This window comes from Pseudomonas sp. P110(2024) (assembly GCF_057480795.1).
Map to the genome: position 1 here is coordinate 138295 of NZ_JBLIYT010000008.1, position 19614 is coordinate 157908.

17 protein-coding genes are annotated in these 19614 nt (G+C 66.1%); 5 read left to right on the forward strand and 12 right to left on the reverse strand.

The window, feature by feature from the left end; all coding sequences use genetic code 11:
• Positions 1 to 36: 36 nt before the first annotated feature.
• Positions 37 to 1878, reverse strand: coding sequence for a dihydroxy-acid dehydratase (ilvD, locus tag AC25ND_RS14530; RefSeq protein ID WP_028689152.1), 1842 nt, complete (start codon positions 1876 to 1878; stop codon positions 37 to 39).
• Positions 1879 to 2195: 317 nt separating this feature from the next.
• Here ilvD and AC25ND_RS14535 point away from each other — a divergent pair, with 317 nt between their 5' ends.
• Positions 2196 to 3872, forward strand: coding sequence for a DUF4153 domain-containing protein (locus AC25ND_RS14535; protein ID WP_028689151.1), 1677 nt, complete (start codon positions 2196 to 2198; stop codon positions 3870 to 3872).
• 70 nt (positions 3873 to 3942) lie between these two features.
• On the opposite strand, the gene AC25ND_RS14540 is transcribed toward AC25ND_RS14535, so the two are convergent.
• Positions 3943 to 5139, reverse strand: a complete 1197-nt coding sequence (locus tag AC25ND_RS14540; protein ID WP_062362795.1) for a class I SAM-dependent rRNA methyltransferase — start codon at positions 5137 to 5139, stop codon at positions 3943 to 3945.
• A 231-nt stretch (positions 5140 to 5370) separates the two neighbouring features.
• Between AC25ND_RS14540 and AC25ND_RS14545 the strand changes: the two genes are divergently transcribed.
• Positions 5371 to 6189: an HDOD domain-containing protein gene (locus AC25ND_RS14545; RefSeq protein WP_172402408.1), complete on the forward strand. Its 819-nt coding sequence runs from the start codon at positions 5371 to 5373 to the stop codon at positions 6187 to 6189.
• Between the two features lie 3 nt (positions 6190 to 6192).
• Positions 6193 to 7005, forward strand: coding sequence for a bifunctional DNA-formamidopyrimidine glycosylase/DNA-(apurinic or apyrimidinic site) lyase (mutM, locus tag AC25ND_RS14550; protein ID WP_028689148.1), 813 nt, complete (start codon positions 6193 to 6195; stop codon positions 7003 to 7005).
• Positions 7006 to 7065: 60 nt separating this feature from the next.
• On the opposite strand, the gene ggt is transcribed toward mutM, so the two are convergent.
• The 6 genes from ggt to AC25ND_RS14580 all read right to left on the reverse strand — a co-directional run bounded on the left by ggt (position 7066) and on the right by AC25ND_RS14580 (position 13250).
• Positions 7066 to 8748 carry a gamma-glutamyltransferase gene (ggt, locus tag AC25ND_RS14555; protein ID WP_486976400.1) on the reverse strand — a complete coding sequence of 561 codons (1683 nt, stop codon included), beginning with the start codon at positions 8746 to 8748 and terminating at the stop codon, positions 7066 to 7068.
• Entirely contained in the window at positions 8748 to 8999 is a 252-nt protein-coding gene (locus tag AC25ND_RS14560; protein ID WP_011531711.1) for a YfhL family 4Fe-4S dicluster ferredoxin, read from the reverse strand. The genes ggt and AC25ND_RS14560 overlap by 1 nt, the downstream gene beginning before the upstream one ends.
• Before the next feature lie 109 nt (positions 9000 to 9108).
• Positions 9109 to 9588: a pantetheine-phosphate adenylyltransferase gene (gene coaD, locus AC25ND_RS14565; protein ID WP_486976401.1), complete on the reverse strand. Its 480-nt coding sequence runs from the start codon at positions 9586 to 9588 to the stop codon at positions 9109 to 9111.
• A 111-nt stretch (positions 9589 to 9699) separates the two neighbouring features.
• The gene (locus tag AC25ND_RS14570; RefSeq protein WP_062362802.1) at positions 9700 to 11298 is read right to left on the reverse strand and encodes a GMC family oxidoreductase; all 1599 of its coding nucleotides are present in this window, start codon (positions 11296 to 11298) and stop codon (positions 9700 to 9702) included.
• 23 nt (positions 11299 to 11321) lie between these two features.
• Entirely contained in the window at positions 11322 to 11807 is a 486-nt protein-coding gene (locus AC25ND_RS14575; RefSeq protein ID WP_028689144.1) for a hypothetical protein, read from the reverse strand.
• A 12-nt stretch (positions 11808 to 11819) separates the two neighbouring features.
• Complete coding sequence (locus AC25ND_RS14580; protein WP_486976402.1) at positions 11820 to 13250, reverse strand: coniferyl aldehyde dehydrogenase; 1431 nt, start codon at positions 13248 to 13250, stop codon at positions 11820 to 11822.
• Between the two features lie 143 nt (positions 13251 to 13393).
• On the opposite strand from AC25ND_RS14580, the gene AC25ND_RS14585 reads away from it, so the two are divergent.
• Positions 13394 to 14059, forward strand: coding sequence for a TetR/AcrR family transcriptional regulator (locus AC25ND_RS14585; RefSeq protein ID WP_028689142.1), 666 nt, complete (start codon positions 13394 to 13396; stop codon positions 14057 to 14059).
• Between the two features lie 35 nt (positions 14060 to 14094).
• Positions 14095 to 14949 carry a sulfurtransferase gene (locus AC25ND_RS14590; protein ID WP_028689141.1) on the forward strand — a complete coding sequence of 285 codons (855 nt, stop codon included), beginning with the start codon at positions 14095 to 14097 and terminating at the stop codon, positions 14947 to 14949.
• Between the two features lie 89 nt (positions 14950 to 15038).
• Here the strand turns inward: AC25ND_RS14590 and AC25ND_RS14595 are convergent, their stop codons facing one another.
• Genes AC25ND_RS14595 through AC25ND_RS14610 form a run of 4 tightly spaced genes read right to left on the reverse strand, consistent with a single transcriptional unit; the run spans position 15039 to position 19547 of the window.
• A complete protein-coding gene (locus AC25ND_RS14595) occupies positions 15039 to 16031 on the reverse strand; it encodes a hydrolase (protein WP_486976403.1) in 993 nt (330 codons plus the stop codon).
• A 60-nt stretch (positions 16032 to 16091) separates the two neighbouring features.
• Positions 16092 to 16706, reverse strand: coding sequence for a 16S rRNA (guanine(966)-N(2))-methyltransferase RsmD (gene rsmD, locus AC25ND_RS14600; protein WP_062362807.1), 615 nt, complete (start codon positions 16704 to 16706; stop codon positions 16092 to 16094).
• On the reverse strand, positions 16706 to 18199 hold the full coding sequence (locus AC25ND_RS14605; protein ID WP_236179334.1) for a M16 family metallopeptidase: 1494 nt from the start codon (positions 18197 to 18199) through the stop codon (positions 16706 to 16708). The genes rsmD and AC25ND_RS14605 overlap by 1 nt, the downstream gene beginning before the upstream one ends.
• A complete protein-coding gene (locus AC25ND_RS14610) occupies positions 18192 to 19547 on the reverse strand; it encodes a M16 family metallopeptidase (protein ID WP_028689137.1) in 1356 nt (451 codons plus the stop codon). Before AC25ND_RS14610 ends, AC25ND_RS14605 begins: the two co-directional genes overlap by 8 nt.
• Between the last annotated feature and the right edge of the window lie 67 nt (positions 19548 to 19614).

Genomic DNA, 19614 nt, shown 5'->3' on the forward strand with positions numbered 1-19614 from the left:
GGCGCTCAGGGCGCCGGTTTTTTTACCTTCAGAGCCTCACAGCCCGTCGAGCATCGCCTTGTTGCGCACAGCGCCCTTGTCGGCGCTGGTCGCCAGCAGGGCGTAGGCCTTCAGTGCGGTGGTCACCTTGCGTGGGCGCACTTCGGCCGGCTTCCAGCCTTTCTTGTCCTGCTCGATACGACGCTCGGCCAGTTCTTCATCGCTGACCAGCAGGTTGATCGAACGGTTCGGGATGTCGATCAGCACCTTGTCGCCATCACGCACCAGGCCGATGGCGCCGCCCGCTGCCGCTTCCGGCGAGGCGTGGCCGATGGACAGGCCCGAGGTCCCGCCGGAGAAGCGGCCATCGGTGAGCAGCGCGCACGCCTTGCCCAGGCCCTTGGACTTCAGGTACGAGGTCGGGTAGAGCATCTCCTGCATGCCCGGGCCGCCTTTCGGGCCTTCGTAGCGGATGATGACGATGTCGCCAGCCTTCACTTCGTCGGCGAGGATGCCGCGTACCGCGCTGTCCTGGCTCTCGAAGATCTTCGCGGTGCCTTCGAACACGTGGATCGACTCATCGACACCGGCGGTCTTCACCACACAGCCGTCCAGGGCGATGTTGCCATACAGCACGGCCAGGCCGCCCTCTTGCGAGTAGGCGTGCTCGATGCTGCGAATGCAGCCGTTTTCGCGGTCGTCGTCCAGGGTTTCCCAGCGGGTCGACTGGCTGAACGCGGTTTGCGTCGGGATACCGGCCGGGCCTGCCTTGAAGAAGGTGTGCACGGCTTCGTCATCGGTCTGGGTAATGTCCCACTTGGCGATGGCCTCTTCCATGCTTGGGCTGTGCACGGTCGGCAGGTCGGTGTGCAGCAGGCCGCCACGGGCCAGCGAGCCGAGGATGCTGAAAATGCCGCCGGCGCGGTGCACGTCTTCCATGTGGTACTTCTGGATGTTCGGCGCCACCTTGCACAGCTGCGGTACCTTGCGCGACAGGCGATCGATGTCGCGCAGGTCGAAGTCCACCTCGGCCTCCTGCGCTGCGGCCAGCAGGTGCAGGATGGTGTTGGTTGAGCCGCCCATGGCGATGTCGAGCATCATGGCGTTCTCGAACGCCTTGAAGTTGGCGATGCTGCGCGGCAGTACCGACGCATCGTTCTCGCCGTAGTAGCGTTTGCACAGCTCGACGATGGTGCGGCCGGCGGTGAGGAACAGCTGCTCGCGGTCCGAGTGGGTGGCCAGGGTCGAACCGTTGCCCGGCAAGGCCAGACCCAGGGCCTCGGTCAGGCAGTTCATCGAGTTGGCGGTGAACATACCGGAGCATGAACCACAGGTCGGGCAGGCGCTACGCTCGTACTCGGCGACTTTCTCGTCGCTGGCGGTGGAGTCGGCGGCGATCACCATGGCGTCGACCAGGTCCAGGCCGTGGCTGGCCAGCTTGGTCTTGCCGGCTTCCATCGGACCGCCGGAGACGAAGATCACCGGGATGTTCAGGCGCAGGGCGGCCATCAGCATGCCGGGGGTGATCTTGTCGCAGTTGGAGATGCAGACGATGGCGTCGGCGCAGTGGGCGTTGACCATGTACTCGACCGCGTCGGCGATGATCTCGCGGCTGGGCAGCGAGTAGAGCATGCCGTCATGGCCCATGGCGATGCCGTCGTCCACGGCGATGGTGTTGAACTCTTTCGCCACGCCACCGGCGCGTTCGATCTCGCGGGCGACCAGTTGACCCAGGTCCTTCAGGTGCACATGACCCGGGACGAACTGGGTGAACGAGTTGGCGATGGCGATGATCGGTTTCTTGAAGTCTTCGTCCTTCATCCCGGTGGCGCGCCACAGGGCACGGGCACCGGCCATGTTGCGGCCTTGGGTGGAAGTCTTGGAACGATAATCAGGCATGGAGCGCTCCTGGCGGCTAAATCACGTCACGTAAATAGGGAGTGAGCTTCTCTTGTCCTGAAACGCCGAAGGCCGGTTGCCGCTGGCAAGGATGGGGGCCGAAGACCTCGCGGGATCGCCGCAGGCTCGACCAGAGCTCATAAACCCGCCGGGGATGTCTGGCGATGAATGGCTCGATTCTACACCGCCACGCCCGCTAGGGAATGGCGTTGTGACAATTGGCTGTCCCCAGCCCGCAAGGTAAAGGCCTTGGCGTGGTCCGGGCGGGTTTGGGTAGACTTGCGCGCTTCCTGTTCCACTGGCCAAAAGGATTTGCAATGCCAGCGCCAAGTCGCTCCTTATTGTTCTACGTCGTCATCGGCCTGATCCAGGGCCTGGTGCTGCTCACCACCGTGAAGGGGCAAGGCGAGCTGCTTGGCTTCAACCTGTCGGTAGCCCTGTGCGCCGCGGTGGTCGTGGCCGGCGTGAACCTGCAACTGCTCGGCAGCGCGGTGCGCCAGCGTGGCACCGGCTGGCTGGTGTTGGGCCTGACCCTGCTGATCAGCGGGATCAGTGCCGGGGTCCTGGGTAGCGAGCGTATGGGCTGGCTGCAGCAGACCTGGTTCCTGGCCGCCGTCGTGCTGGGCTACATAGGCACCGCGTTCATTCTTGCCTGGCCGACCCGCGAAGGGGTGGCGCCGCGCTATGAGGACCTGTTCCGGCATGCCTGGAACAACGTGTTCATCCTGTTCCTGGCGCAAATGCTGACTGGCCTGTTCTGGCAGTTGCTGTGGTTGTGCGCGCTGCTGTTCGGCATGCTTGGCATACCGCAGGTCACGGATGTGGTGGAGTCTGCGGTGTTTCTCTGGCTGGTACTGCCGGTGGTGTTCTCCCTGGGGATGCGCATGGGGCGGGAGAACGAAAAGATCATCGGCCTGCTGCGCGGCATCCTGTTGACGCTGTGCCGCTTCCTGTTGCCGCTCAGCGCGCTGATCGCCGTGCTGTTCACCCTGACGTTGCCGCTTTCCGGCCTGCAGCCTGTGTGGGACACCGGTTACTCGACCAGCCTCCTGCTGGTACTGGCAGGCATCAACCTGTTCCTGGTCAACGGGGTGTTCCAGGACGGCCGACAACCCAGCGTCTACCCTGCGCCGCTCAAGCGCCTGGTGGAGGCCAGCCTGGTGTGCCTGCCGGTGCTGGTGGGCCTGGCGGCCTACGCAAGTTGGCTACGCATCGATCAGTACGGTTTGACACCCTCACGGATCATGGCGGTGTTGCTGGTGGGCGTGATGCTGGTACATGGCTTGGCGGCGGTCTGGGCGGTGGTGGCTTCGCGCCAGGGATGGCTGAACAGTCTGCGCGTGAGCAATCCGTGGATCGCTCTGCTCAGCGCGGTGCTGATAGTGCTGTTCTATACACCGTTGCTCGACCCGCAGGTGTTGAGTGCGAAGAGTCAGGTCGAGCGCCTGCTCGGTGGGCGCACGCCGATTACCGAGTTCGATGCCGGGACCTTGTACCGCGACCTCGGTCAGCCTGGGCGTGCCGCCTTCGAGCAACTGGAGAAGCGGCTGGAAACGGATGAGCTGTTCGATGCGGGCCGCCGCGAGCAATTGCTGGGGATGATGGCGCAGGTGCGTCGGCCGGAAGTGGTCGAAACGCAGGGTCCGACGTTCGAGTGGCTGGGGCCGGTGCAGTCCACTAGCGAGTCACTGGCCGATTCGACGCTTGCTCAAAGCCAGTGCGGTGGCAAGGGATGCTACTTGTGGGCGGTCGATCTGGATGGTGATGGGCACAATGAAGTGTTGATGATCCCCCGGCACACCTATGCATCGAGTGTGTTCGTGTTCACCTGGGAGGAGCGCGAGTGGCGTGAAGTGGGCAGCCTGAGCGGCAGCATGGAAAACCTCGAGGGCCTGGCCAAAGGCATTCGCGAGGGCGCGGTGAAACTGGTGGCGCCGCGTTACAAGACGCTCAGCATCGATGGCCAGGAACTGGTGCCGGACTTCAGGCGGTAGCGGTTGGCGCGCATGGGCGTGAGCGTTTGAGGGAGCTGGGGCCGCAGAGCGGCCCCGGAACAAGCACCACTTAGCTGTTGGGCAGCAACCTGCAGGTGATGCTCTTGATGTAGCGGGTCTCGGCAATCGCCGGGTGCACCGGGTGGTCCGGGCCCTGGCCGCCGCGCTCGAGCATTTGCAGGTTGCGGTCCAGGTGGCGGGCGCTGGTCAGCAGGATGTTGTTCAGGTCGTCCTCGGGCAGGTGCATCGAGCACGAGGCGCTGACCAGGATGCCGTCCTTGGTGAGCATGCGCATGGCCTGTTCGTTGAGGCGGCGGTAGGCGGCCTCGCCGTTCTTCAGGTCCTTCTTGCGCTTGATGAAGGCGGGCGGGTCGGCAATGATCACGTCGAAACGCTCTTCGGCGGCCTTCAGCTCGCGCAGGGCCTCGAATACGTCACCTTCGATGCAGGTCAGTTTTTCGCTGATGCCGTTCAGCGCGGCGTTACGCTCAACGCCATCGAGGGCAAAGCCGGAAGCATCCACGCAGAAGACTTCGCTGGCGCCGAACGCACCGGCCTGCACGCCCCAGCCACCGATATAGCTGAACAGGTCGAGCACACGCTTGCCCTTGACATAGGGGGCCAGGCGGGCGCGGTTCATGCGGTGGTCGTAGAACCAGCCGGTCTTCTGGCCTTCGCGTACCGGAGCCTCGAACTTCACGCCGTTCTCTTCCAGCGCGACCCAGTCTGGCACTTCGCCGTAGACGGTCTCGACATAGCGGCCGAGGCCTTCGGCGTCACGGGCGGCGGAGTCGTTCTTGAACAGGATGCCGCTCGGCTTCAGCACCTGGACCAGGGCGGCGATGACGTCGTCTTTGTGCGCTTCCATGGTAGCTGAGGCCAGCTGTACCACGAGGATGTCGAAGAAGCGGTCGACCACCAGGCCCGGCAGCAGGTCGGAATCGCCGTAGACCAGGCGGTAGCACGGCTTGTCGAACAGGCGCTCGCGCAGCGACAGGGCGACGTTCAGGCGGTGCACCAGCAGCGACTTGTCCAGCGGCAGCTTGATGTCGCGCGACAGCAGACGGGCGCAGATCAGGTTGTTCGGGCTCATCGCCACTACGCCCAGGGGCTTGCCGTTGGCGGCCTCGAGGATGGCCTGCTGGCCGGCCTTCAGGCCCTGCAGCGGGGTCGCGGCGACGTCGACTTCATTGCTGTAAACCCACAGGTGGCCGGCGCGCAGGCGGCGGTCGGCATTGGCTTTGAGGCGAAGGCTGGGCAGGGACATGACGTCGCTCCGGGAAAAAAGAGCGGGAGTATACCGTGTTGGCCTCAGGTTCGCTGATGGGTTCGACCAAGTGGTCCGCGCCCATGGCTAAAGAAATTTTGGGATCCAACGATCCACTGATAGTTACCCTGCCGGCGTACAGGGTTAGAATCCCCCGTCCCCAGCGAGAATGCACGAATGTCCCAGGAACTTACCGCCGAACAGATCCAGCAAGCCCTGCAGGGCATCACCATCCCGCCGCAGCCGCAGATCATGGTCGACCTGCAGTTCGAGCAGTACATGCCCGACCCGGACCTTGAGACCATCGCCAAGCTGATCAGCCAGGACCCGGGCCTTTCCGGCGCCTTGCTGAAACTGGTCAACTCGGCGCAGTTCGGCCTGGCGAACAAGATCGGTTCGATCCAGCGCGCCGTGAACCTGCTGGGCAGCCGTTCGATCATCAACCTGATCAACGCCCAGTCGATCAGGGGTGAAATGACCGACGAGACCATCGTCACCCTCAACCCGTTCTGGGACACCGCCCAGGACGTGGCCATGACCTGCCTGACCCTGGCCAAGCGCACCGGCATCCAGGCGGTGGACGAGGCCTACACCCTGGGCCTGTTCCACGACTGCGGCGTGCCGTTGATGCACAAGCGTTTCCCCAACTACATGGAAGTGCTGGAGGAGTCCTACGCCAAGACCAATGACGAGGTCCGCGTGGTGGACACCGAGAACCGCGTGTTCAACACCAACCACTCGGTGGTCGGCTATTTCACCGCCAAGTCCTGGCGCCTACCGGAGCACATCAGCGCCGCCATCGCCAACCACCACAACGCCCTGGCGGTGTTCCGCGACGAATCCTCGCGCAATACCCAGACCCAGCTGAAGAACTTGCTGGCGGTGCTGAAGATGTCCGAGCACATTTGCGCCTCCTACCGCGTGCTGGGCAACCAGAGCGTCGATCACGAGTGGAACATGGTTGGCCCGCTGGTGCTGGATTACATCGGCCTGACCGAATACGACTTCGAGCAGCTCAAGCAGAACATCCGCGAAATGGGCGGGCACTGAGTCATGCCGGAACTGCCAGAGGTCGAGACGACGCGGCGCGGCATCGCGCCCCACCTGGAAGGGCAGCGGGTCAGCCGCGTGGTGGTGCGCGACCGGCGCCTGCGCTGGCCGATCCCGGAAGACCTCGACGTGCGCCTGTCGGGGCAGCGTATCGTCAGCGTCGAGCGCCGCGCCAAGTACCTGCTGATCAACGCTGAGGTCGGCACCTTGATCAGTCACCTGGGTATGTCGGGCAACCTGCGCCTGGTCGAACTGGGCTTGCCGGCGGCCAAGCACGAGCATGTGGATATTGAGCTCGAGTCAGGGCTGATGCTGCGCTATACCGACCCGCGCCGTTTCGGGGCCATGCTCTGGAGCGTCGATCCGCTCAACCATGAACTGCTGATTCGCCTGGGGCCGGAGCCGCTGACCGACCTGTTCGACGGCGAGCGGCTGTTCCAGCTGTCCCGGGGGCGCTCGATGGCGGTCAAGCCGTTCATCATGGACAACGCCGTGGTGGTGGGCGTGGGCAACATCTACGCCACCGAAGCACTGTTCGCCGCCGGGATCGACCCGCGCCGCGAGGCAGGTGGAATCTCCCGGGCGCGCTACCTGAAGCTGGCGATCGAGATCAAGCGGGTGCTGGCGGCGGCCATCGAGCAGGGCGGGACCACCTTGCGCGACTTCATCGGAGGCGATGGGCAGCCGGGGTACTTCCAGCAGGAACTGTTCGTCTATGGACGCGGTGGTCAGCCGTGCAAGGTGTGTGGCACCGAGTTGCGTGAAGTGAAGCTGGGGCAGCGGGCGAGCGTGTTCTGCCCGAAATGCCAGCGTTGATGCCGCAGGCTTTGTTGGCTCGCTCTCGTGGGAGCGGGCTTGCCCCGCGACAGGGCCGGATCAGTCGACTATCGCCGCCTGCCCTACACCCCTGGGGTCACTGGCCGCCTCCACGGTCCCGCCAGCCTTGTCCCAGTACAGTACCTGCTGATTCCCGTATTGGCGCCCGACATCCTTCAGCCGATATCCACGCTCCTCGAGCTGGGCCATCTGCCCAGAACTGAACGTCCCCGGCTCATGCTCCACCACATCCGGCAGGTACTGATGGTGATAGCGCGGCGTCGCCGGCCACTCGGCCACCGGCCGTCCTTCGAGGAACCCCATCACCGACAGCAGCACCATGCTCGGAATCCGGCTGCCGCCCGGCGTGCCGAAGCTGGCGAACTGGCTGGGGCTTTCGATGAAGGTCGGGCTCATGCTCGACAAGGGCCGCTTGCCCGCCGCCACCGCGTTGGCCTGGCTGCCGGCCAACCCATAGCTGTTGCTGCCGGTGGGGTCGGCGGCGAAGTCGTCCATCTCGTTGTTCAGCACCACGCCGGTGCCGGGCACGCTGAACGCCGCGCCGAATGGCAGGTTGACCGACAGCGTGGCGGACACGGCATTGCCGTCGGCGTCGATCACCGTGAAGTGGGTGGTGTGGTCGCCTTCGCGCCAGGCCGGTGAAGGGGGCAGGGCGCTGCTGGGGGTGGCCTGGCGCACGTCGATGCTGTCGGCCAGGCCGGTCAGGTACTGGCGCGCCAGCAGGCGGTTGATGGGGTTGGCCACGTAGTCCGGGTCGCCCAGCAGGCCACGGTCGCGGTAGGCGCGGCGCAGCACTTCGATAACATAATGGCTGCGCTGCACCGGTTCGGCGCTCTGCCAGGGCAGGCGCTGGAGCAGGGCCAGGCTCTGGGCCAGGGCCACGCCACCGGCCGAGGGCGGTGGACTGCTGATCAGCTCGCGCTGGTCGGCCAGTGGATAGCGCAGCGGCTCGCGCCAGGCGGTGTGGTAGCCGGCGAGGTCATCGAGGGTCCAGACACCGCCGGCCTGACGTACGCCGTCGACCAGGCGATGGGCCGTCGGGCCACGGTAGAAGCCGTCGCGGCCGTGCTCGGCCATGGCCTGCAGGGTCGCGGCCAGTTCCGGTTGGCGAATCACCGTGCCGAGTGCCGGTACGTCGTTGCCGGCGAGGAACAACCGGGCGCTTTCGGCATTGTCGCGCAGGGCGCTCAGACGCATGGTCGCGCGGTCGCGGTAAATGCGGTCGACGACAAAGCCCTGGTTGGCCAGGCGGATGGCCGGGGCCAGGCTGTCCTTGAGCGGCAGCTTGCCGTGGGTCGCGGCCAGGTCGGCCAGTGCCTGGGGCAAGCCAGGGATGGCAGCGGCCAATGGGCCGTTGATCGACAATCCTGGTTGGACCTTGCCATTCTTCAGGTACATGTCGGCCCGGGCGGCGGCCGGGGCGCGCTCGCGGGCGTCGAGGAAGGCATAGCGTGGGCTGTCAGCGCTCTCGCGCAGCAGGAAGAACCCGCCGCCGCCAAGGCCGGAGCCGTAGGGTTCGACAACGGCTAGCGTGGCGCCGATGGCCACGGCGGCATCGAAGGCATTGCCGCCTTGCTGCAGGATCTGCCTTGCCGCCGCGGTGGCTTCACCGTGCGGGCTGGCGATCGCCGCCTGGCCTGGCCCGGCGGCCAGGGCGCCATGGGCCAGCAGCGCCAGGAGGGCGCCGAGGGCTGCGTGGCGAAGCGCGGCGACGAACGGCATCAGGCCTTGCCGGTGATCCGGCGGTACTTGGCCATCAGTTCGTCTTCGGTTTCCGGGTGGGCTTCATCGAGGGGGATGCAGTCCACCGGGCAGACCTGCTGGCACTGGGGCTCGTCATAGTGGCCGACACACTGGGTGCACAGGTTCGGGTCGATCACGTAGATCTCTTCGCCTTGCGAGATGGCGGCGTTCGGGCACTCGGGTTCGCAGACGTCGCAGTTGATGCAATCGTCGGTGATGATCAGGGACATGGGGACTCCGGCCGGGGCGTTGGGCCCGGGCATGGTTCAAAGCGATGGGCACAATTGTGCCGGATTCGCGCCCGCAGTGCACGCGGGCGCGACATCGTGACCGCGCGGCTTACTTGCGAAAGCGCTCGGTCAGCGCGTCGGCAACGGCAGGGTGGACGAACTTGCTGATATCACCGCCCAACGCGGCGATTTCCCGAACCAATGTCGAAGAAATGAACGAATAGCGCTCGGAGGGCGTAAGGAACAGGCTCTCGACGTCCGGCGCCAGCTGGCGGTTCATGTTGGCCAGTTGGAACTCGTACTCGAAGTCGGATACCGCGCGCAGGCCGCGCAGGAACACGTTGGCGCTCTGCTCCTTGGCGAAATGCGCCAGCAGCGAGGAAAAGCCGATGACTTCGACATTGGGCAGGTGCTTGGTGACCTCGCGGGCCAGCGCTACCCGTTGCTCCAAGGGGAACAGGGGGTTTTTCTTGGGGCTGGCCGCCACGGCGATGATCACATGGTCGAACAGGCGCGAGGCGCGCTCGACCAAGTCGCCATGGCCTTTGGTAATGGGGTCGAAAGTACCCGGGTACAACACTCGGTTCATCGCGTCATCCTGGCTGGAGTGCGTTGGGGAGTCGGATGGTAGCGCAGCGACTGCGCCCGGCCAAGTCGCGTGGCCGGTCGATGGCACTATAGACAGCATGGCTATTGGCTGTCATGCGCTGGGTGCCAGGCGGCCAGCCAGCGCTTCGCTAAGCAGGGCGGTCAAGGCGTAGACCGAAAGCTGCGGGTTGGCGCCTATGCTGGTGGGGAACAGCGAACCGTCGTGGACCGACAGGTTTTCCAGCTGGTGATGCCGGCCCAGGCTGTCGCACACCGCCTGGCGCGGATCCTCGCCCAGGGCGCAGCCGCCCATGACGTGGGCGCTGCCCAGGCGCATGCGAAACAGTTCCAGGGGCAGGCTGTCGATCAACGCCTTGGCCTGTTCCGGGTTATCGACATACCGGGCATCGCCATGCACCGGCAGCACCCGGCGGGCACCGGCGGCGAACTGGATCTGTGCCATGCTGTGCCAGGCCCGGCGCAGCCCGTCGTGAAGGTAGTCGGTGACTGGGTAGTCGAGCACCGGCGAGCCATCGCCACGCAACTCCACCTGGCCGCCGGGGCTGTCCGGGTGGAAACCATCGCGCAGCAGCGCCAGCATCACGTGGGTATGGGGCAGCTCGGCCATGCGCAGGGCATTGTCCTGGCCATGGCCACCGAGCAGGGTGCTGGCCAGGGCCGGGTGCAGCGGCGGGACTTCGAGCTTGTAGCCGACCGGGCCGGCGACGCCGTCCTGCCATTGGAACTGGTCGCTGTAGATCGACTGCGGCGCGCCGTAGTACGGGTCGATCTTCGCCTCGAACTGCGCGGCGCTGAAGTTGACCAGGTGCAGGAAGGTGCGTTTGCCCAGGCGCTGGTGGGGGTCGGGCGCTTCGGAGCGCAGCAGCAGCGCTGGGCTATTGATGCCGCCTCCGGCCAGTACGTAATGCCGGGCGCGCACCCGCACCTGGCGCCCCGTGGGCTCGATCCCCTGGGCGTCCAGGGCCTGGCATTGCAGGTGGTCGATACGTTGGCCATCGTGGCTGAAGCGCTCGGCGCGGGCCAGGTAGAGCAGTTCGCCGCCTTGCTCGAGAGTGGCCGGAATGCTGGTGACCAGCATCGACTGCTTGGCGTTGACCGGGCAGCCCATGCCGCAGTAACCCAGGTTCCAGCAACCGCGCACGTTGCGCGGTATCACCGCCCAGCGCAGGCCGAGCGCCTCGCAGCCGCGACGCAGCACATCGTTGTTGGCATTGGGCGGCATCATCCAGGGGCTGATGCCCAGGTGCTGCTCCATGCGTTCGAACCAGGGTTTCAGGCTGTCGCTGTCCAGGCCCTTGACCCCATGTTCACGGGCCCAGTGCTCCAGGGTCTGCGGCGGCGTGCGGAAACTCGAGGTCCAGTTGACCAGGGTGGTGCCGCCCACCGCCCGACCCTGCAGGATGGTAATGGCGCCGTCCTTGCTCAGGCGGCCCAGGCCCTCCTGGTAGAGATCGGCATAGGCTTCGTGCTCCAGCAGGTGGAAGTCGCTGCTGGTCTTCAGCGGGCCCTCCTCGATCAGCAGTACCTTCAGGCCGGCCGCGCTCAGCCGTTCGGCGGTTGTGGCGCCGCCCGCGCCACTGCCGATCACGGCGACGTCGGCTTCCAGGCTCAGGTCCTGCTCCAGGCGCGAGCCATCGTGGGTGATCCAGCCTCGGGCGAGGCCTTGGCGAAACGGGTCGGGGACGGGCATTTGGCGATGCTCTTGTCGGTGGGTCAGATCTTCGGCGGCCCTGGGTAGCCGCATGCCGCCCAGGCCTCGGGGCGCTCATACCAGGCCATGAGCAGCAGTTGCAGCAGCGAGGCATGGCCCTGGCGCAGCAGGTTCAGCGAACTGTCCCGCCAGCGTTCGAGAAAGCGCTCCAGCTCGCTATCCGTGGCGCTGGCCCAGCCGCCCCAGATACCGGTCAGCGGTCCTCGGGTCAGGGGCAGGGTGAGCACGTCGAACAGTTGCCGGGTCAGCTTGAGCATGGCGGGCGACAGCGCCGCCAGCTTGTGGTCGAGGCTTTGCAGCACCCATTCGGTGGAAGCCTGGGTACCCGCCAGCACGACGGGTACCAGGGCCTGCAGCAGAGGCAGGTCGTCATCGCGCAGGACCTGATAACCGGGCGAGGCCGCCTGTGGCGCACAGCCGACCAGGCTGGTGGCACCCAGAAACAGGCTGGCGCCGAAGCTGAACCTGAGCAGGTCGCGACGATGCATGTGCGCCGGCGCTCAGCGGATGAACAGCTTGTAGACCAGGCGCTGCAAGGCCTTGCCATAGGGCGGGTAGATCGTCTTGGCGGCATTGATGCGCTGCTTGGCCAGCACGGCCTTGGCCTTGCTGAAGGTCAGGAAACCGTCGTGGCCATGGTAGTGGCCCATGCCGGACGGGCCGACGCCGCCGAACGGCAGGTCGTCCTGGGCCACGTGCAGCAGGGTGTCGTTGAGGCAGACGCCACCGGAGTGGGTGTCGCGCAGTACCCGTGCCTGTTCGCCCTTGTCGTAGCCGAAATAGTAGAGCGCCAGGGGTCGGGGACGCTGGTTGATGTAGGCCAGGGCGTCATCCAGACGGTCGTAGGGCACCAGGGGCAGCAACGGGCCGAAGATCTCGTCCTGCATTACCTGCATGCCGTCGTTCACCTGCAACAACAGGTGTGGCGGCAGATGGCGGCCTTGGCGGGGCTCGTCGGGGTAGAGATCGATCACTTGGGCGCCTTGCTCGCGGGCATCGTCGAGCAGGCGGTTGAGGCGAGCGAGCTGGCGCTCGTTGATGATCGCACTGTAGTCGGGGTTATCAGTCAGGCGCGGATAGAAGCGGTGCACGGCGCGCCGGTAAGCCTCGGCGAAGGCGTCCAGGCGCTCGCGGGGCACCAGCACGTAGTCGGGGGCGACGCAGGTCTGGCCGGCATTGAGGGTCTTGCCGAAGGCGATGCGTTCGGCGGCGGTGTCCAACGACACATCGGTTGAGACGATGGCCGGTGACTTGCCGCCCAGCTCAAGGGTCACTGGGGTGAGGTTCTGCGCGGCGGCCAGCATCACATGACGGCCGACGCTGGTGGCCCCGGTGAACAGCAGGTGGTCGAACGGCAGGCGGGCAAAGGCCTGGCCGACTTCCACCTCGCCCAGTACTACACTGACCAGGTCATTGGGGAACACCCGTTCGAACAGGTCCTTGATGGCCTGTCCGCTGGCGGGCGTGGATTCGCTGAGTTTGAGCATCACCCGGTTGCCGGCGGCCAGGGCGCCGGTCAACGGGCCGATGGCGAGGAACAGCGGGTAGTTCCACGGCACGATGATCCCCACCACTCCCAGTGGCTGGTACTCCACCCGCGCGCTGGCGGGCTGGAAGGCCAGGCCGACCTTGCGCCGCGAGGCGCGCATCCAGCGCCCCAGCTGTTTTTCCGCATCGCGCAGGCCGAGCACCGACGGCATCAGCTCGGCGATCAGGGTCTCGTCGCGGCTGCGGCCGCTGAAGTCGGCGTCGATGGTCGCAATCAGCGTCTCCTGCTCGGCCAGCAGCGCCTCGCGCAGGCTTTTCAGCCACTGCCGACGCTGCGCGGCGGCGGGCATCGGGTTAGCGGCGAAGGCCCGACGCAGGACGTCGAACGTCGCTTGCAGGTCGAGGTCGGATTGCACAGGAGGGAGAACGGCGGGCGAGGTCATGGCGGCTCCGGGGTGGTAAGTGAATAGAGCATATACTCTAATTGGTACGATGGTGCACTATTTTCACCTGGCCGGCGGTGCACCCGACCTGCGGGAAGCCGTAAGATGGGCTCGATCAATCAAGCTGGAGACTGGAGCTGAGCATGGCCCCGCGCATGAAGACCCGAGAGCGCATCGTGCAGAGCAGCCTGGAGCTGTTCAACCAGCAGGGCGAGCGTTGCGTCAGCACCAACCACATTGCCGCGCACATGGAGATCTCGCCCGGCAACCTGTACTACCACTTCCCCAACAAGCAGGCGATCATCGCCGTGCTGTTCAACCAGTACGAAGAGCTGGTCGACAGTTTCCTGCGCCCGCCCCAGGGCCGCATTGCCACCGTCGAGGACAAGCGCTTCTACCTCAAGGCGTTGCTGGCGGCGATGTGGAACTACCGTTTCCTGCACCGCGACCTGGAGCACCTGCTCGACAGCGACCCGGAGCTGGCGGCCCGTTATCGGCGCTTTTCGCGGCGCTGCCTGCTGCAGGGGCAGGCGATCTACCGGGGCTTCGTCGAGGCCGGCATCCTGAGCATGGACGGCCCGCAGATCGAGTCGCTGACTATCAACGCATGGATCGTGCTGACCTCCTGGGTGCGTTTTCTCAGCACCACCCGCGAGCATTGCGCGCACCTGGGTGAAGAAGCGTTCATGCGTGGCGTCTATCAGGTGGTGGTGCTGGAACTGGGGTATGTCACTCCAGACTCGCGTGCCGCGGTGCAGGCGTTGTGCGATGAGTTCCACGTTCCGTTCAACCAGGCCCTGGAGCAGTGACCCGGGGTCTTCGAGCCATTCATCAGGAGATTGTCATGCCCCTTGCGCAACTGATCACCCCGCAACAGCTGGCCGAACGCCTGGAAGCGCCCGGCCTGGTGATCCTCGATTGCCGCTTTGCCCTGGAAGATGTCGACTACGGCCAACGTAGTTATGCCGAGGGGCATATCGCCGGGGCGCATTTCGCCGACCTCGAGCGTGATCTGAGCGGGCCGGTGGTCAAGGGTCGCACCGGTCGTCACCCGCTGCCCGATCCGCAGCGGCTGGTGGAGCGCCTGCGCGAGTGGGGCGTGGACAACGATAGCCAGGTGGTGCTCTACGACGATGGCCCCGGCGCCTTCGCTGCCCGTGCGTGGTGGCTGCTGGCCTGGCTGGGCAAGCGCGATGCGGTGTTCATTCTCGACGGCGGCCTCAAGGCCTGGCACGCCGCCCACCTGCCGTTGAGCCTCGACCCGCCCGCGCGTCGCGAGGGGACGTTCAGTGGCGAGCCGGACATGAAGCTGCTGATCGACGCCACACACCTGGGCAAGCGCCTGAACGATCCGACGCTGACCCTGATCGATGCCCGCGGGTTGCCGCGTTTTCGTGGCGAGGTGGAGCCGATCGACCCGGTGGCCGGGCACATTCCGGGCGCCCAGTGCGCGGCGTTCACCGACAACCTTGGCGCCGACGGGCGTTTCCTGCCGGCCGACACGCTGAAGCAGCGTTTTGCCGAAAAGCTGGCCGGCCGTTCGCCGCAGGACCTGGTGGCCTATTGCGGCTCTGGCGTGACCGCCTGCCACAACCTGTTTGCCCTGGCGCTCGCGGGATATCCGCTGGGGCGGCTGTATGCCGGGTCGTGGAGTGAGTGGATCAACGATCCGCAGCGCGGCGTGGCCACTGGTGAGTAATTCGTGAGGTGGGAGTGGGCTCGGTGATGCTATCGCGGGGCAAGCCCGCTCCCACGAAGCCTTCCCTCAGCCATATTCCTGGATGGAGACTATCGCTCTTCCATCAGCCACTGCGGAATCCGCCGTTCCAGGTAATACCCCGGATTGCGCAGGCTGCCCTCGACGAACCCCACATGGCCACCGCGATTGTGCAGTTCGAACTGCGTCAGTGGCGCCAGTTCGTCGGCAGTCGGCAGGCTGTGACCGAACACGAACGGATCATCGCTGGCATGGATGATCAGCGTCGGCGTGCGGTTTTCTCCCAGGTAATAGCGGCTGGACGCCCGGCGGTAGTAGTCATGGGCATCGCTGAAGCCATTGAGTGGCGCGGTCACCTTGCCGTCGAAGTCCCAGAAGGTGCGCAGGTTGCGCAATGGGCCAAGGCGCTCGAGGGTTGCCAACCCTTCATGGTGACCTTGATTGCGAAAGTGCCGCTGCTTGTCCTTCACGTACGCCATCATCGCGCGCATGAAATGCGCCTGGTAGATCTTCGAAAATCCCAGGCCGATGCGGTCGGCGCAATGGTCCAGGCGAAACGGTACCGACACCGCCACCGCCGCTTCCAGTTGGCTGGACGAGCCACTTTCTCCCAGGTACTTGAGCAGCACATTGCCGCCCAGCGAATAGCCCACGGCATACAGCGGTGCCAGCGGCCGCTGCGCCCGCAGGTGGCGGATGGTCTCGGCCAGGTCTTCGCTGGCCCCGGAGTGGTAGCTGCGCGCCAGCAGGTTGGGCTCGCCCGAGCAGCCGCGCCAGTTCACCGCGACGCTGGCCCAGCCACGCCCCTGCAAGGCCAGTTGCAGGCCTTTGACGTAGGGCGAATTGGACGAGCCGGTGAGGCCATGGAGCACCAGCACCAACGGCGCGTCGGGTTGGTGCGGTCCGTGCCAGTCGAGGTCGAGGAAGTCGCCGTCGGCCAGCCACAGGCGCTCGCGGTTGCGCGGCAGGTCCGGGAGCTTGCGCCAGAGAGGCCCCCACAGTGTCTGCAGGTGAGGGTTGGACAGGCCGGTGGCCGGACGGAAGGTGGCGGTGAGGCTGGGCATGCTGGGCGACTCGTGGTGTGCCTGCCTAGAGTGCCATGAAACACCGCCACTGTACCTGCGCTATTGGTCGGTGCCCGCTCGTTGCCACAACGCGTAGTGCACCTGGCCGGTCTTCTTCTCGCGGTGCAGGCGCCAGTTGCCCGGCATCGGCAGCGAGGAGGGCACGGCTTCGCTTTCGGTGTAGATCCACGCCTGCTCGCGCAGCCACTGGCCCTGCTCCAGCAGGTTGCAGGTGTTGGCCAGCAGGTCCTGGTGGAACGGCGGGTCGAGGAATACCACATCGAACTGCTGTTTGGCCGGGCCTTGCAGGTAGCGCAGGGCGTCGGTCTGCAGGATCTGCCCGCGCGGGCAGCGCAGCAGCTCGAGGTTGTTCTTGAGATTGACGATGGCCGCCGGGTTGCTGTCCAGCGCCACGGCGTTTTCGGCGCCGCGAGACAAGGCCTCCAGCACCAGCGCGCCGCTGCCGGTGAAGGCGTCGAGCACCAGGGCGCCTTCGATATGCGGCGCCAGCCAGTTGAACAGGGTCTCGCGCACGCGGTCAGGCGTCGGCCGCAGGCCTTCGCCTTCCGGCACGGCCAGACGGCGGCTGCGCCACTCGCCGGCGATGATGCGCAGCTGGCCGGGGCCCTTGCTGGCGCCCGGTGCCGGGCGCGCTGGGGTGTTGGGTCTTGCCATTAGTGCTCCGGTACGCCGAGCGGCTGCTCGGCGGGTTTGTCAGTGGGGGCCGGCAGGGGCTGCTGGGCCACCTTCGGGCCGACGGTGACGATCACCAGCTTGTCCGCCGCCAGATGCTTGTTCATGGCGGCCTTGACCTGTTCGACGGTCAGCGCCTGGGATTGCTGCATGAAATCTTCCAGCCAGCTCAGCGGCAAGTTGTAGAAGCCGATCGCGCCCAGTTGGCCGACGATGCTGGCATTGCTGGCGTTGGACAGCGGGAAGCTGCCGGCCAGTTCGCGCTTGGCGTCGTCCAGCTCCTGCTGGGTCGGGCCGCTCTTGAGGTAGTCGGCAAGGATATCCCGGACCAGCTTGAGCGTGCCCTCGCTGAGCTCGGCACGGGTCTGCAGGTTGATCATGAACGGGCCGCGCACCTGCATCGGGCTGAACACCGAGTACACGCCGTAGGTCAGGCCGCGTTTTTCGCGCACTTCGCTCATCAGGCGGGTACCGAAGGCGCCGCCACCGAGGATCTGGTTGCCCAGCGACAGGGCCGGCCAGTCCGGATCGTTACGGTCGATGCCCAGCTCGGCCAGCATCAGGTGGGTCTGTTTGGACGGGAAATCGATATGGGTCGCGCCCGGCGTGGGCTCGACCGGTTGCTCGGGCTTGGCCAGGGCCGGGCCCTTGGGCAGGCCGGCGGAGACTTGGGCGGCAATGGCTTCGGCTTCGCCGCGGCTGAGATCGCCGACCAGGGCGATCACCGCGTTGCCGGCCGCGTAGGCCTTGGCGTGGAAGCCGCGCAGCTGTTCCAGGGTAATGCCGGGGATGGTTTCGGCGGTGCCGTCGCTGGGGCTGGCGTAGGGGTGTTTACCGTAGAGGTTGGCGAACAGGGTCTTGCCGGCGATCTTGCCCGGGTTCTGCTTTTCGTATTCGAAACCGGCCAGCAGCTGGTTCTTGATGCGCTTGAGGGCGTCCTCGGGGAAGGTCGGCTGGCCCACCACCTCGGTGAACAGCTTCAGCGCCGGCTCGCGCTTGTCGCTGGCGCTGAGACTGCGCAGCGACGCCACGGCCATGTCGCGGTACGAACCGTTGCCGAAGTCGGCGCCCAGGCCTTCGAAGCCTTCGGCGATGGCGGTGACGTCCTTGCCGGCCACGCCCTCGTTGAGCATGGCGTTGGTCAGGGTGGCCAAGCCGGGGGTGTCGCCGTCCTGACTGCTGCCGGCGGCGAAGGTCACGCGCAGGTCGAACATCGGCAGCTCGCGGGCCTCGACGAACAGCACGCGGGCGCCTTCGGCAGTGGACCAGTGCTGGATGTTCAGCTGGCGCCGGCTGGGGGCCTTGCTGTCCAGTTCGGCCAGCGATTGCAGGGTGTTGGCCGGGCGGGCCGCGGTGTCTGCCTTGCCTTGGCTGTCGGACTGGGCCGGGCGCGCCAGCAGCGCGGCGACAGCCACCACCAGCACGATGATCGCCAAGCCGAACAGGGTGTAGCGCGGTGCGCTGCGATCACTCATGGGCGGACTCCTCGGGCAGTACATGGGCAACGCTCAGGCGTTCGCGGGTGAAATAGGTGCGGGCGGCGGCCTGGATGTCTTCCGGGGTTACGCGCTTGAGGTCGTCGAGCTCGCTGTCGATCAGCTTCCAGGAGAGGCCGACGGTCTCCAGCTGGCCGATGGTGGTGGCCTGGCTGCTGATGGAATCGCGGTCGTAGACCAGGCCGGCGATTACCTGGGCGCGCACGCGCTCGAGTTCCTCGGCGGTCGGCGGCGTGGTCTTGAGCTCGTCGAGCAGCTGCCAGATGCCTTTTTCCACCTCGGCCAGGGTCTTGTGCTTCTGCACGTTGGGCGTGGCCGAGATCATGAACAGGCTGTCACCGCGGGTGAAGGCGTTGTAGCTGGACGAGGCACCGGCCACCAGTTCCTGGCCGCGCTCCAGGCGCGCCGGCATGCGGGCACTGTAGCCGCCGTCGAGCAGGGCCGAGATCAGGCGCAGGGCGTTGACGCTGCGCGGGTCCTTGGCCGTGGCCAGGGCGGGCACATTGAAGCCGTAGACAAGGCTGGGCAGTTGCGTGCGCAGGTGCAGAGTGAGCTGGCGCAGGCCTGGCTCGGCCAGTTCCAGCGGCAGCTTGCTGGGTGGTACGGCGCGCTTGGGGATCGGGCCGAAGTACTTCTGCGCGAGGGCTTTCACCTCGTCGGGCTTGACGTCGCCGACCACCACCAGGGTGGCGTTGTTCGGCGCGTACCAGGACTCGTACCAGTGGCGCAGTTCCTCGACCTTCATGCGCTCGAGGTCGGCCATCCAGCCGATGGTCGGGGTGTGGTAGCCGCTGGCCGGGTACGCCATGGCGCGGAACAGCTCGAAGGCCTTGGCGTTGGGCTGGTCGTCGGTGCGCAGGCGGCGCTCTTCCTTGATCACCTCGATCTCGCGGCTGAACTCGTCGGCTGGCAGCCGCAGGCTGGCCAGGCGGTCGGCTTCCAGCTCGAAGGCCACCGGCAGGCGGTCACGGGCCAGCACCTGGTAGTAGGCGGTGTAGTCGTCGCTGGTGAAGGCGTTCTCCTCGGCGCCGAGATCGCGCAGGATGCGCGAGGCTTCGCCGGGGGCGAGCTTGGCGCTGCCTTTGAACATCATGTGCTCAAGGGCATGGGACAGGCCGGTCTGACCCGGCGTCTCATAGCTGGAGCCGACCTTGTACCAGATCTGCGAAACCACCACCGGCGCACGGTGGTCCTCGCGCACGACCACTTTCAGGCCGTTGTCGAGAATGAATTCGTGGGTGGGTTGCACATCGGCGGCGAAGGCCGCCAGCGGCAGGCACAGCGTGCCGAGCAACAGGCCAGCGGCGCGGCGGGCTAGAGCATTCATACGGTGTTCAACCTGTTCGGCGGCCCGCTTGGGTTTAGCGTCGGCGGGCCAGGAGGTGCTAGGATAC

What these genes read in the sequence shown, in the direction of transcription:
- ilvD (WP_028689152.1), bottom strand. Translation starts at nt 1,878, where the DNA reads ATGCCTGATTATCGTTCCAAGACTTCCACCCAAGGCCGCAACATGGCC.
- AC25ND_RS14535 (WP_028689151.1), top strand. Translation starts at nt 2,196, where the DNA reads ATGCCAGCGCCAAGTCGCTCCTTATTGTTCTACGTCGTCATCGGCCTG.
- AC25ND_RS14540 (WP_062362795.1), bottom strand. Translation starts at nt 5,139, where the DNA reads ATGTCCCTGCCCAGCCTTCGCCTCAAAGCCAATGCCGACCGCCGCCTG.
- mutM (WP_028689148.1), top strand. Translation starts at nt 6,193, where the DNA reads ATGCCGGAACTGCCAGAGGTCGAGACGACGCGGCGCGGCATCGCGCCC.
- ggt (WP_486976400.1), bottom strand. Translation starts at nt 8,748, where the DNA reads ATGCCGTTCGTCGCCGCGCTTCGCCACGCAGCCCTCGGCGCCCTCCTG.
- AC25ND_RS14560 (WP_011531711.1), bottom strand. Translation starts at nt 8,999, where the DNA reads ATGTCCCTGATCATCACCGACGATTGCATCAACTGCGACGTCTGCGAA.
- coaD (WP_486976401.1), bottom strand. Translation starts at nt 9,588, where the DNA reads ATGAACCGAGTGTTGTACCCGGGTACTTTCGACCCCATTACCAAAGGC.
- AC25ND_RS14570 (WP_062362802.1), bottom strand. Translation starts at nt 11,298, where the DNA reads ATGCCCGTCCCCGACCCGTTTCGCCAAGGCCTCGCCCGAGGCTGGATC.
- AC25ND_RS14575 (WP_028689144.1), bottom strand. Translation starts at nt 11,807, where the DNA reads ATGCATCGTCGCGACCTGCTCAGGTTCAGCTTCGGCGCCAGCCTGTTT.
- AC25ND_RS14580 (WP_486976402.1), bottom strand. Translation starts at nt 13,250, where the DNA reads ATGACCTCGCCCGCCGTTCTCCCTCCTGTGCAATCCGACCTCGACCTG.
- AC25ND_RS14585 (WP_028689142.1), top strand. Translation starts at nt 13,394, where the DNA reads ATGGCCCCGCGCATGAAGACCCGAGAGCGCATCGTGCAGAGCAGCCTG.
- AC25ND_RS14590 (WP_028689141.1), top strand. Translation starts at nt 14,095, where the DNA reads ATGCCCCTTGCGCAACTGATCACCCCGCAACAGCTGGCCGAACGCCTG.
- AC25ND_RS14595 (WP_486976403.1), bottom strand. Translation starts at nt 16,031, where the DNA reads ATGCCCAGCCTCACCGCCACCTTCCGTCCGGCCACCGGCCTGTCCAAC.
- rsmD (WP_062362807.1), bottom strand. Translation starts at nt 16,706, where the DNA reads ATGGCAAGACCCAACACCCCAGCGCGCCCGGCACCGGGCGCCAGCAAG.
- AC25ND_RS14605 (WP_236179334.1), bottom strand. Translation starts at nt 18,199, where the DNA reads ATGAGTGATCGCAGCGCACCGCGCTACACCCTGTTCGGCTTGGCGATC.
- AC25ND_RS14610 (WP_028689137.1), bottom strand. Translation starts at nt 19,547, where the DNA reads ATGAATGCTCTAGCCCGCCGCGCCGCTGGCCTGTTGCTCGGCACGCTG.